The organism is Labrys sp. F242, from assembly GCF_057813875.1.
In genome coordinates, this window is the sequence record NZ_JBVASG010000001.1 from 3,289,876 (window position 1) to 3,302,687 (window position 12,812).

The 12,812-nt window shown below is 63.8% G+C and carries 8 protein-coding genes; all 8 read left to right on the forward strand.

Going from position 1 to position 12,812, the window contains the following annotated elements:
- Positions 1-293 precede the first annotated feature (293 nt).
- The 8 genes from ACZYTC_RS15465 to ACZYTC_RS15500 all read left to right on the forward strand — a co-directional run bounded on the left by ACZYTC_RS15465 (position 294) and on the right by ACZYTC_RS15500 (position 12,766).
- The gene (locus ACZYTC_RS15465; RefSeq protein WP_434955216.1) at positions 294-1,679 is read left to right on the forward strand and encodes a tetratricopeptide repeat protein; all 1,386 of its coding nucleotides are present in this window, start codon (positions 294-296) and stop codon (positions 1,677-1,679) included.
- A 121-nt stretch (positions 1,680-1,800) separates the two neighbouring features.
- Positions 1,801-3,993, forward strand: coding sequence for a glycosyltransferase (locus tag ACZYTC_RS15470; protein ID WP_488989951.1), 2,193 nt, complete (start codon positions 1,801-1,803; stop codon positions 3,991-3,993).
- On the forward strand, positions 3,990-6,086 hold the full coding sequence (locus ACZYTC_RS15475) for a glycosyltransferase (RefSeq protein ID WP_441772659.1): 2,097 nt from the start codon (positions 3,990-3,992) through the stop codon (positions 6,084-6,086). The genes ACZYTC_RS15470 and ACZYTC_RS15475 overlap by 4 nt, the downstream gene beginning before the upstream one ends.
- Positions 6,087-6,113: 27 nt before the next feature.
- Positions 6,114-7,997 (forward strand): tetratricopeptide repeat protein, encoded by a 1,884-nt coding sequence (locus ACZYTC_RS15480; protein ID WP_488989952.1) that lies wholly within the window; start codon positions 6,114-6,116, stop codon positions 7,995-7,997.
- Positions 7,998-8,147: 150 nt separating this feature from the next.
- Entirely contained in the window at positions 8,148-9,431 is a 1,284-nt protein-coding gene (locus ACZYTC_RS15485; RefSeq protein ID WP_434955212.1) for a nucleotide sugar dehydrogenase, read from the forward strand.
- 212 nt (positions 9,432-9,643) lie between these two features.
- Positions 9,644-10,900 carry an ABC transporter permease gene (locus tag ACZYTC_RS15490; RefSeq protein ID WP_441772657.1) on the forward strand — a complete coding sequence of 419 codons (1,257 nt, stop codon included), beginning with the start codon at positions 9,644-9,646 and terminating at the stop codon, positions 10,898-10,900.
- 5 nt (positions 10,901-10,905) lie between these two features.
- Entirely contained in the window at positions 10,906-11,610 is a 705-nt protein-coding gene (locus tag ACZYTC_RS15495) for a P-loop NTPase family protein (RefSeq protein ID WP_434955210.1), read from the forward strand.
- The gene (locus tag ACZYTC_RS15500) at positions 11,588-12,766 is read left to right on the forward strand and encodes a KpsE/RkpR family capsule polysaccharide export protein (protein ID WP_488989953.1); all 1,179 of its coding nucleotides are present in this window, start codon (positions 11,588-11,590) and stop codon (positions 12,764-12,766) included. Before ACZYTC_RS15495 ends, ACZYTC_RS15500 begins: the two co-directional genes overlap by 23 nt.
- Positions 12,767-12,812: the final 46 nt, after the last annotated feature.

Genomic DNA, 12,812 nt, shown 5'->3' on the forward strand with positions numbered 1-12,812 from the left:
TGGGACCTGATAACACCAGAGATCGAGCCATAAAAAATTAAATCTGCAGTAAAATGCGTTCGTTGTAATAATTATGATCAATATCTCTAAGTATATGAAATATAATATAGTTTACTAAAATTTAATTATTGCCACCGTAACGCCAAATTCAGATGCTGTACTGGCTTAAAGCCCAAAAATACACATTGATTCCTACAGAACGCTTCTGATCATCTCCGAGTGATCAGATCAATTGATCACATGTGGTGATCGCCGAGTGCCTGCCCAGGCAAATATGACGAGTGAGATAGAAGATGGATATTGCGAACGACGCCCTCTCGAACGCCTCCTTCGGCCATAGCGTCATTCCCGGCCCCGCAAGCTGGACCCAGCCAAAGCGGCGTATGTCGCCTTCGGCACCGGAATTGCGCAGCCATCTCGAAACCATGCGCGATGCCTGGCAGGCCTCGAACTGGGACGCGGTGATCGCAGAAGCCGACAAACTGCTGGCGATTTCGCCCAGCCACGCCAATGCGCTGAAGATGCGTCTGAGAGCGGCCATGAATACCGGCGTGCTCGACAAGGTCGCGCAATCAGCCGTCGCTGCAGCCGAAGCGCATCCCTCGACCGCATTCCTGGCCGCCAAGAAGCTCCTGAGCGGCCAGCAGATCGAAGACGCCGCCAAGGTCCTGATCGCCATTCGCCATGCCGACGCCGGCACGATCGAAGGTTTCGAGGAGATCATCGCGCGGGTCGGCAGCAATCTCGCCAAGGCCGCCGTCGAGCTCGATCGGGCTGGCGACCAGGACGGCTATCGTCGCGTGCTTCGCCTCGGCAACGCGGTGGCGCCCGCCGATCCAATCCTGCGCAAGCGCATCATCGCCCTGCGCAACGACGTGGTAGACCAGGCCAAGCAGGCCGATCTCGAGCAGGATCCCGCCGGTTTCGCGGCCGCTTGGGAACAGGTCCTGAAGGTTGATCCCCGCCATCCCACGGCGACCAAGCGCCTGGCGACCGCCGCCGAGCGCACCGGCATCCCGGAACGAGCGCTGGAATTGTGGTCGCGCCTGCTCGATATCGATCCCACCGATCAGGTTGCCGCCAAGCGCCTCGCCCGGGCCGCAGGACAAGCAGAACTGGAATATACGGGTCTGGTGACCCTGTATCAGGCCGGCTTGGCTTCACCCGAGGTCGACTATGTCGGCCGCCTGATCCAGCGTGTCCGCCGTGCCAGCAAGCTTGCCCTGCGCGGTGGCGAGGCCCGCCAGGCAGCGCTTCACCTGGCGCTGCTGGCCAAGGTTGGCCAGGATGACGACGAACTGCAACTGCTCCGCCGCAAGGTCGCCGCCATCCTCTCCAAGGAGTTGAGCGCCCATCGCCGCGAGAAGCGGCCGGCCGAGGCTGCCGAGGTTGCTTATCTCCTGCTCCAGATCGATCCGGAGAACGTGCCGGCTCTGACAGCGGTGGCTCATCATCTCTACCAGACGCACGCTTTCACCGACTCGGCCGACTACTACCAGCGCGTCCTCGAGCTCAAGCCTGACTCAGCCACCCATTGGCTGCATCTGGCTCGCGCGAGCCATCGGGCCGGTGATCTTGCCACGGCCTCATCCGCGGTCGCCCGCAGCCGCGAACTCGCCCCGGACAACAGCGCCAGCAAGAACCTGGAAGGCTTGCTGAACCTGAAGCTGGCGAGCTGAGCCCAAAACGTCTTGCGATCCGGTGTCCGCACCAGGCTTCGCATGACGCATCCGCACGAAAAGTTGGAGCAAAGGCGCGTTCTGCCTGAACGCGCCTTGTTCCGAGGAGCCGGAGATCAAGGTGAGCAGAGTGACCGAAGCGCCCAGGCTGCATCGTAATGGTGATGGAACGGCGGAGCATGTGAGTCCCAGGACGACGCTCTTCGACGACCGTCAGCTCGAAGGGGCGGCGATTACCATGGACGGCGGCTTGCACGATTCTGACTCCCCCGACCGCCGCAAAACCAGGCTTGCGGCCGTTTCCGCGCCGCCTGCTTCCTCTGGTACCGAGCTTCAGGCTGCGCTCGACCGCGAAGCGGCTGCGACACGGCGCATCAGGGAGCTCGAAGCCGAACTGGCCGAGCGCTCACTGGCCGAGGACAAGGTGGCGCTCACCACCCGCCTGCAGCAGCTGGAACGTGACCTCGACGTCTATCGCGAAGCCAAACGCAGTGCGGAACTCGCCGTGCTCGACACGCGCAGTGTCTGGAAGCATGCCGAGCAACGCATCACCAAGCTGCGCGAAGGCCATACCTACCGGCTTGGCCAGGTGATGATGACCGGATTTTCGAGCTGGCGTGACAGCATGCGCCTGCCGGCCCGCATCGCCGAATGGTATCGGGATTATCGCCATTCGCTCTCGCTGCCGGCCGATCTCATCCCGACCGGCGCGGCCCCCGAATATCTGCAACTGTCCGAGATCGCCCTCGCCAAGGCGCAGAAGGATGGCCTGGCAGCGGCCGAACGCTGGATCCAGGACCAGCGCCCGCGTGGCAGCGTGCTGTCGCGCGTGCTGCTCGATCTCGCCAAGCAAGCCCGCGCCGCCGATCCGGCCACCGCCGTCGCGCTCGCCAAGGCCGCAGCCGAAGCCGATCCGAACGAGGGACGGGTCAAGCTCCTGGCCTTCACGCTCATGGATACCGGCTCGATCGATGAGGCCAGCGCCATTCTCCAGGAAGCCCTGCGCGCCGGTGCGGCCCTCAATGCGACGGAGACCCGACGCTATGAGGAACTGATGGCGCTGGAGCGCTTCAAGGACCAAGGCATCCGTCTGCCCAAACAGGTCTCGCGCAAGGCGCCGGGAGCACGCCTCAACGTGCTGCTCTATGTGCCGCAATCCCTGCCCTATCACTGGTCCTCCATCAGCATGCGTACGCATGCCCTGGCCCAGGAGTTGGCCAAGCATGACTGCTCGGTGCGGGTGGTGACCCAGCCGGGATATCCCGTGCGCAACACCGGGGCTTCCCGTAAATCCGGGCCTGACATGGTCGATGGCATCGCCTATCACCGTATGGCCCCGATCGAGACCGCACCGGCCATCATCGATCAATACGGCCGCGACGCCGGCGTCGCACTGGGGCGCACTGCCAGGACGCTCGAAGCCGATATCATTGTGGTGGCCACCGATCTGGAGGCGGCTTATCCGGCCGCCATCGCGGCGCGGATGTCGGGCGCCACTCTGGTGCTTGATTGCCAGCGTGTCGCGGCGGGGACCGACACCACGTCGGCGAACGACAAGGAAACGCTGCTTCGCCAGGCTGACGATGCTCTCATCGCGGAGGCGGGCCTCGTCCTCACCCGCTGGCCCGGCGCATCGGATGCCGTGGCCGCCCGAAAGGTGCCGCCGGCCAAGCTGCTGATGCTCGGAGAGAGCGTGCCCGCCTTCAAGGCGGATGAGAAGACCCCCGCCTGGCGCAGCGACCCCGCCCTCAGAAACCGGCTGGTCCTGGGCTATGTCGGAGATCCCTATGAGGACCTCGATCTGGAAGGTATCGGGGATGCTTTCGACAAGCTCGTCGCCAATGGCATTGATGTTGGACTGGCGGTTTTCGGTGTCGGTTCCCGCTTCCTCAAGCTGCATGAGCGCCTGAGCCATATGGGCCATGGCGAGCGCGTGCTCTTCCCCGGCCGTCCCAAGGTCGGCTCGATCGCCGAAGCCTACAAGACCATCGACATCTTCGTCACCCCGACGCTCGCAGGTTCGAGCCGAACCGAGCGGACCCGGTTCGAACTCGTCGACGCGCTCCTGCATGGCAAGACCATCGTTGCATCCGATGGGCCGGTGGCGCGCGCCATCCTGGGCAACGCAGCGGTCTGGATCGGTGAAGGCGAGAATGGTCTCGTCGAAACGCTCAACCAGCTCGCCGGCGACGCCTCGCAGCGTAGCGCGCAGCAGGAAAAGAGTGCCGGCCGCGCCGAGGAATGGCGCTCGCTGTCCTCCGCAGGGGCCCTGGTCGAACGGCTTCGCAAGGCGCGGGCGGTCTCATCGTCATGATGGCTTTCCGCACCCAGTCTGCTGTACAGCCGGTGGATGACGCCGGGGCGAGCGACGCCACGCCGGCGCCTCCCCTCGAGACCTCGGCCCGTGACATCGTCTCGGCCGCGGTAGCCAGCGGCCTGCGCGCAGGCAATGGCGCGCAACGCGTGACCACCGCCGAGGTCAACCAGGCCCGCGACATCTCCGGCGCGATGCGCCGGCTGCCCGAACTGTCCGAAGCTCTCGACAAGCTGCTTCCCTATGTGATCAAGCACCCACGCGAGGAGCGCTTCCAGGCACTGGTCGCCCGGGCCCTGGAACGTGTGCAGGATCCACGGGCCCTCCTGGTCTGGCGCGGCATCGACGAGCGTTTTCCGACCTCGCGCGAGGCCTTCTTTCGCGTGCTGCGCTGGACCATCCGCATCGACGGCGTCGATGCCGGCAGGACGCTCCATTCCGATCGCTTCGCCGAAGAACCGGAAGATCCCTCGCAGCTGCTGATCTACGGGCGCGGCCTGATCGAGCTGAAGGATTTCGATGGCGCCGAGGCGGCCTTCGGCCAGCTCGTCGAGATGGACTCGACGCCCGAATCGGTGCTGGTTGCGCTCGGACGTCTCTATGTCTCGTTGGGACAGCCGATGCGGGCCCGCGAGATCATCGAATTCGCGCGCGACAAGTTCGGTGAGACCAAGCACATCGCCCAGACGCAGGCACGGATCGAACAGGATCTGCGCAGTCTCAGCGAACTCGTGCCCGATCACGCCAACAGCGACGACCATCTGCCCAATCTGGTGATCGAACGCGTGTTCGAGATGGCTATCGCCCAGCGCGAGGCGAACACGACCTTCGAGCCGCGCCGCTTCGTCGGACCGGTCGTGCTGATCAATGGCAGCCTGGGATCGGGCGGTGCCGAACGCCAGTTCACCAACACGGCGCTCGGCCTGAACCGCGCCATCCATGCGGCGAGCCCTATTGCCGATGCCGACATCATGGGCCCCATCCATGTGGTCTGCAGCTCGCTGCATTCGCGTGCCGGCGCCGATTTCTTCGTGCCGCAATTTGTGGAAGCGGGCTTGCCGATCCACGAATATTCGCTGTTTGCCGAATATGGCGGACGTCCGCGCTATTCCCGCGTCAAGGACCTGATCGGCTTCCTCGATCACCTGCCGACGCAGATGCGGACAGGCGTGATCCGGCTCACCGACGCATTGAAATATATCAGCCCCGACATCGTGCATATCTGGCAGGACGGCTCGGTCCTCGCCACGGGGCTGGCCGCCCTGCTGGCGGGCGTGCCTCGCATCCTGCTCGGCGTGCGCACGCTGCCGCCCGAAGATCGCTTCGAACGCAACAAGCCGGAATATGAAGCGGTCTATCGCTCGCTGCTCTCGGCTCGGGGCGTTGCCATCGTGGCGAACTCGCAGGCCGCCGGCGAGCGCTACGAGGCCTGGCTCAAGCTGCCGCGCGGATCGGTGCGCATCATCCCCAACGGGCTCGATCCCCTGAGCACGGCGACGGACGAGAAGACCTTGGCCCTGACCCAGAAGCTCGAGAGCTTCGACGTCAAGGCCGGCTTCACCATCGGTTCGGTCATGCGCTTCGACGACAACAAGCGCCCGCTGCTCTGGCTGGAAACCGCGGCGAGCCTGGCCGCACGCGTGCCCGATGCCCGCTTCATCCTGGTGGGTGATGGGCCCCTGCTCGGCAAGGCCACCTCCTATGCCGAGGAACTGGGCATTGCCGATCGCGTGCTGTTCACCGGGCGCTCGCCTCGGGTCGGCCATTGGCTGTCGCATATGGACGTGTTTCTGCTGCTGTCCCGGCACGAGGGCCTACCCAATGTGCTGATCGAAGCGCAGTTCAGCGGGGTTCCGGTCGTCACCACGCCGGCCGGAGGCGCCGCCGAGACGCTGGTGCCCAAGGTGAGCGGCACCGTCCTGCCCTCGATCGACAATCTGGAACCGGATGCCATCGCCAGCCAGGTGCTGGCCTGGCGCCGCGACCCGCAGGAGCGCGCGGAACTCGCCACCAATGTGGCGCAATGGTCCCGCGAGCGCTTTTCCATGCGCCGCATGCTGGAGCTGACCGTCGATGCTTATCTCGACCGCTAATTCGCGAGGCGACAGCGCATGAAGCGAATGACCGAACAAGACACCAAGGCCACGGATTCGAGGCAGGCGATCGACGAGGTCCTCGCTCTGGCCGGGGGCGGTCGGATGCAGGACGCCCTCGCCCTGCTGACATTGCCCGTGGCCGCCGTGCCGCGCAATCGCAACCAGGTCCGGCGCCTCGTCGTCGCGCCGGCCATGCGCGCCGGCGAACTCGACACCGCCCGCAACTTCCTGGAACGTCTGGTCGAGGCCAATCCCTCTTCCAGCGACGACCTCCTCACGCTCGGCAGCGTGATGATGCGCTCAGGCCAGCGCGATGCCGGCCAGGCGCATATCGAACGGGCCGGAGAACTCGACTCCGACAATCTTGCTATCGCGGCGGTAAGGCTGCAGGCCCTGGTCCAGGCGACCGATTTCGATGCCGCCCGCGACTTCGCACGCCGTTATGCCGAGCGCAGTCCGGAGCATGCGCGGCTGGCCCAGCTCTGCCTGATCGCTCTGACGCGGGCGGGTGACCTCGATGCCAGTCTCGTCATCGTCGAGCGCTTGCAGGACCGGACCGACCTTACGGCAGATCTCGCCCTCGAAGTCGCCCAGGTCCTGCAACTGGCGGGGCGCCACCAACAGGCGCTGGCCATCGGCCGCAAGGCCCTTGAACAGGGCGGGGAATCCCCGAGGCTGCATCTTGTCGTCGCCAATGCGATGCTGTCGCTCGGCAGGAACGACGCCGAGATCCTCGAGCATCTGCGCCAGGCGCGCGACAAGGCCGCCAAGGACGTGCTGCTGCTGCGCACACTCGGCGAGACTTTGCTCAGGCTGCGGCAGAACGAGGAAGCGGTCGACGTCCTCCGGCAGGCCAGCGAGCTCGCACCGGATCTGCGCAATCTCAAGATGCTGCTGGCGCGTGCCCTGCGACTGGCCCGCCACTATGACGAGGCGGCCAAGCTGCTGCGCAAGCTGGCTCAGGAAGACCCTCATTCGCCGGCCCTGCAGCGCTACACCATCTCCACGCTGCTGCAAGCGGGCCTGAAGGAAGAAGCCCAGGGGCATTATGCCGACCTCGTCGGCCGCAAGCGGGCCTATCTCAAGGACTCCTTCGCCGATACCCTGGCCCGTCTCGACGAGAACCTGGCCAGCGCGCCCATCCCCAAGGGCAGGCTCGATTTTGCCTGGTCGCTCGCAACCCGTCTTGCCGGCGGCGAGCCCAGTGATCGCAAGGCCTGGGATCGCAAGGCCTGGGACGACCGGGCGCGGTGGGGCTGCCTCGCCGACCTGCTGCTGCTCGACTGGCTCGAATGCGCGCCCGAACGAACCGGCGAAGTGGCTGAAATCCTCGATGGCATCGACGCGGCCGTGGCCGGCATCCGCGAGGGGTTGGACAAGGGCAAGGGCGCCTTGCTGATCAGCCCGCATATGGGACCGATGTATGCCGGGCCCCTGGCGCTGCACATGGCGGACATTCCGATGAAATGGCTCGCCTCTGCCCCCAAGATCGCCTCCTTCCCGCATGTCGGCTCCCTGATTTCCACCAGTGAGCACTCCGAACTCGAGGTGACGCGCGAGGTGATGACCTCCCTGCGCCAGGGCAGTGCGGTTGTTATCGCCATCGACGGTGCCATGAGCCCTTCGGCTCCTCGGGTCGGCTGGGAAGGCCGGCAGGTGACCTATTCCCAGTTCGCCGCCGGGCTCGTCCATCGCCTCGGCGTTCCAAGCTTCATCACCATTCCCTATTGGCAGGAGCGCCGGGTGAAGTTCCACGTCGAGGCCATGCCCGCCAAGCAGGAGGGCCAGGAATTCCCGGCCTTCGCCGAAGCCTATCAGGGCGCGTTCTTCAGGGAAGTCGAGCGGCAGATCCTGCGCGGCCCCGAAAACCTTCGGCTCAGCGGCGGCATCTGGCGAGGCATCCGCTGATGGTCCCGATCCATACATTTTCGCCTTTTTCGAAAACCTGTCCGCCTCCCGCAGGAGGACGGTGACGAACGGACGATCCGCCGGCTTCGGCGATCGACCCACTCAACCGCCCTTAGGGCGTCGCAATGACAAACCGCAAGGAGTTATGTCTTGAGTCAGAAACGCAAGATCGCAGTCATCGGGCTGGGTTATGTCGGCCTGCCGGTCGCGGTAGCCTTTGCCAAGCATGGCTATGAGACGATCGGCTTCGACATCGATCAGGCCCGCGTCAAGGAACTGCAGTCCGGCGAGGATCGGACGCGTGAGATCTCCAGCGAAGAGCTGAAGGCAACGCCGCCGATCTTCTCCTGGAACCCGGCCGACCTCAACAAGGCCGATTTCTTCATCGTTACCGTGCCGACCCCGGTCGACAGCGCCAACCAGCCCGATCTGGGCGCTCTGCGCGCAGCATCGCGCACCGTCGGCGGCGCCCTCAAGCGCGGCGACATCGTCGTCTACGAATCCACCGTCTATCCCGGCGCGACCGAGGAAGAATGCGTACCCGTGCTGGAAAAGGCCTCCGGCCTCACCAGCGGTGTCGACTTCACCGTCGGCTATTCCCCCGAGCGCATCAATCCGGGCGACAAGGAGCACACCTTCACCAAGATCAAGAAGGTGGTGTCCGGCCAGGACGAGGAGACCCGCGGCATCGTCGCCGACGTCTATGGCTCCGTCATCACCGCCGGCGTGCATGTCGCTCCCACTATCAAGGTTGCCGAAGCCGCCAAGGTGATCGAGAACGCCCAGCGCGACATCAACATCGCCTTCATGAACGAGCTCTCGCACATCTTCCAGCTCCTCGATGTCGATACCAGCGACGTGCTCGAAGCGGCCTCCACCAAATGGAACTTCCTGCCCTTCAAGCCGGGTCTGGTCGGCGGCCATTGCATCGGCGTCGACCCCTACTACCTGACCTATCGTTCGGAGAAGGCCGGCTACCATCCCCAGGTCATCCTGTCGGGCCGGCGCATCAATGACTCCGTCGGCGAGCGCATCGCCCGCGAATGTGTGCGCCTGCTGCTGCAGGAGGGCCGCAAGGTCGAGAACGTGTTGCAGCTCGGTCTGACCTTCAAGGAAGACGTGCCGGATCTGCGCAACTCCAAGGCGGCAAGCATCCTCAAGGAGCTCAACCGTTTCGGCATCCAGACCGCGGTGCACGATCCCTGGGCCTCCAACGAGGAGGCGCTGCACGAATATGGCGTCGAGCTTTCCGAACTGGACGACGTCGAACCAGCGGATGCCATCATCCTGGCCGTTCCCCACAAGGAATATGCCACCAAGGGCTGGCCACTGATCAAGTCGCGCCTGCGCAACGGCACGGGCGTGGTCATGGACGTCAAGGGTGTACTCGATCGCGCGACCGCGCCGGAGGGTGTCACGGTCTGGCGGCTGTGACCTCGCGCCCTTGAACGCCCAACAGACCATAGGCGCTTCGGCGCTTCGCCTGTCCCCCGCTTGGGGGACGGGCACAGGCCTTTGCCTCTCCCTGCGCCGATCCGGCGCGGGGTCGAGGCGTCGTGCCCCTGTCGATGCCGTGACGAGGAGTGCGCAGCTCCTTCGCGGTTCCTGCCGTCACCGGCCCATGGCAGACAGAAGGATCATGGCCGATGACCTCCGCTAACGTTCTTCAACAGGATTGGGACGGATATCTCACCCTCCTGCGCCATGCGCTACGCGATCTGCCTGACAACAACATCAAGACGCGGCGGGCCGTCTACAATCATGCCGAAAAGACCCAAAAGCAGATCTTTGACGAAGACGACGGCGGGACCGATGCCGAAGATCACGACTATCACCATCGTCTGCTGAGGACGACGATCCGGATTCTCGAAAACGACATCCGGGCCGATATCGACGTCTTCGACGATGGCTATGCACCGTCGGATCTGCGCGAAGCCGCCATCAAGCTGGCCGAAGCGCGCGATCTCAGGCGCTCCCGTAAGCGCGACGCCGCCGCCCGGGAGGCACGCCTGGTCGAGGGCGGCGTCCAGGAGGATTATCTCAGCCGCGCCAGCCGCCAGGATCTGGAGCTGATCGCCCATCTCAGCAATGGGTTGTTTCTCGCCGATCCTGCCCGCGGGAAGAACGGCCGTGGCACGCGGGTCGCCGGCGCGATCGGCGTGATCCGCGCCATTCTCATCGTCCAGTTCCAGCTCATCGCCTCCGAAAGCCGCTTCGGCATCCTCTGGATGCTGATTCAGCCCGCCGTATTGCTGACGCTGATCTCGCTGGTCTACTTCATTCTTCAGACGCAGTTCATCATGAACATGGACGTCCCGACCTTCGCTTTGGTCGGAAGCACGACCTGGATCATGGTCCGCCAGGTGATCTTCCGGGTGAGCACCGCCGTCGCGCACAACCGCGTCTTCATCAATCTGCCGCCTGTCCGGCCGATCCATCAGGCGCTCGCCTATGCGGTCCAATATCTGATCATTTATGCCGTCGTCTTCATGATCCTGCTGTCCTGCGGAAGACTGGTCAACATGATCACCCTGCCGGCCAACGTGCCCCTGGTGATCAGCTATGTCGTGAATATGTGGCTCTACGGGCTGGCGATCGGTCTCATCTTCGGCGCCATTGCCGTGCATTGGCCATTCTTCCTGCGCCTGGCTTCGGTGCTCGAACGCGCCTTGCAGCTGTTCTCGTCGGTCTTTTTCGTGACCGAGCAACTGCCCGAGGAATATCGCGGCTATGTGCTGTGGTCACCGACCTCTCATGGCATGCAGCTTCTGCGGGCGGCCTATTTTCCAGGCTACGCCTCCTCGGACGCCAACCCGACCTATTTCTTTCTGTGTCTGATCGCCGTGTTGGGCATCGGCCTCCTGGCCGAAAAGCACGCGCGGCCTCGTATCCAACCCGTGTGAGGACCATGATTGCGCTCGAACATGTTGTGGATACACCGCTGGTGGGGGGCTCGCCCTACCCGGTGGCACTCGACATCACCATGACGCTGCCGACAGCACGCTATGCCGTCGTCTCGCCGGATCCGATCGCGCGCAAGCCCGCCATCGACCTGCTCGCCGGCCTGCGCCCTCCCAGCAGCGGCCATGTTGTCCGCGGTGGCAGTTGCTCCTGGCCCATCGGCCGCGCGGGTTTTGTTCGCGGTAAATTGAGCGGGAGACAAATTGTAGCCTTAATCTCCCGTTTGTATCATCTTGACTATAGATTCTGTATATACCTCGTCGAGTCGATGTTGACTCTGCCGGAATATCTCGACGAGTTCGTAGAGCATTGGCCGGCCACAGCGCGTCAGGAATTCGGGTATATTTTGCCGCTCCTGCCGACATTTGAAATTTACGTCGTCGACGGCACATTCCCCTATCGGAAAGATCGCTTCACCTTGTTGTGGAGAGCCCTTTTCGAGCAGCGCATTGCCGGTCGGATGCTCCTCCTGTCGACCGTCCGAAAAACCGAAGTCGACGAGTTCTGTGACACCGCCCTCATCCTCAATCAGGGTCTGATCGAAATAGAGAGCCAACTTGACGAAGTCATCCGCAAATTCCCTCTCCGTCCCGACATCAACGACACTGGACGAGGTCAACCCGAGCCCCTTGTCGACGATCAATTCGCTTAAAAGCGAGATCGCTCCGGAGGAGAGTGCGGCATTTCTGCGCTACCAGCACAAGGTGCGGCGGCGGCGGCGGCGTTTTTCCTTGATCGCACTGACGCTGGCTTTGCTACCGTTGGCGCTGACGGCGCTCTATGTCTTCGTTCTCGCCACGCCTCTTTATACTGCGGAGTCGCGGTTTGCGATCCGGGGCGGCGATGTCCAGCCACAGGCCGGCGTCGGCGGCCTGCTCACCCCCGGTTCGTCCGGCATGGGTGTCACCGGCTTCGTCGATGGCTACGCGGTTCGCGATTTCCTGCAGTCTCGCGAAGCAATGGACGGGCTCGCCAAGAAGATCGACCTGACCAAGATGCTCACCGAGCATCCGGCCGACCCACTGGTGCGCCTGCCAGACGATCCGACGCCCGACGATCTCTACCGAGCCTATAAATCGCTGATCACCGTGCGCTACAACATGATCGAGCAGATCGTCGTCCTGCAGGTCGAGGCCTTCACCCCGGAAGATTCCGTCAAGATCTCCAATTCGCTAATCGATCTTTCCGACACCTTCGCCAACAACATGAACCAGCGCGCCCTCAACGATGCCCTCAAGGTCGCCCAGGAGGAGGTCTCGCGCAGCGAACAGCGCGCAGCCGATGCCCGCCTGGGGGTGGCAAACTGGCGCAACCGCAACGCCAATGTCGATCCGACAGGCGATCTGACCGTGCTGACCAATTTGATCGGGCAGCTCGAAGCCCAGCTGGCCGCAGCCCAGACCGATCTCGGTCAGCTCAAGGTAACGCAGGGCGACAATCCGCGACGCAAGAGCGTGGAGACGCGGATCGTCACCCTCCGCAAGGAGATCGACGATACCCGCCAGCGGCTGGGTGGCGGCAGCGAGACGGTGGCCAAGCAGCTTTCCACCTATGAAAGCCTGAAGATCGCGCAGGACTTCGCCGACACCAATCTGGCCTCGGCCCGCCAGTCCCTCGACCAGGCGCGCGTGGCAATCCTGCGCCAGCAGCGCTATGTCTCGCCGATCGCCCAGCCCAAGGCCGATTATACGCCGACCTACCCGCAGAAGCTGACCGCTCTCGGCTCCTCCCTGCTGGTGGGCCTGGCGCTGGTCTTTCTCACTTCGGTGGCCGGCGGCCTGATCCGAAACGCGATCTCAGGCCGATGAGGTTTGGCGATGAAATTTGGCTTTGGCCGTTCAACTCTCCAACTCT

Coding starts and splice junctions, on each gene's coding strand:
- ACZYTC_RS15465 (WP_434955216.1), top strand. CDS start 294: ATGGATATTGCGAACGACGCCCTCTCGAACGCCTCCTTCGGCCATAGC.
- ACZYTC_RS15475 (WP_441772659.1), top strand. CDS start 3,990: ATGATGGCTTTCCGCACCCAGTCTGCTGTACAGCCGGTGGATGACGCC.
- ACZYTC_RS15480 (WP_488989952.1), top strand. CDS start 6,114: ATGACCGAACAAGACACCAAGGCCACGGATTCGAGGCAGGCGATCGAC.
- ACZYTC_RS15490 (WP_441772657.1), top strand. CDS start 9,644: ATGACCTCCGCTAACGTTCTTCAACAGGATTGGGACGGATATCTCACC.
- ACZYTC_RS15495 (WP_434955210.1), top strand. CDS start 10,906: ATGATTGCGCTCGAACATGTTGTGGATACACCGCTGGTGGGGGGCTCG.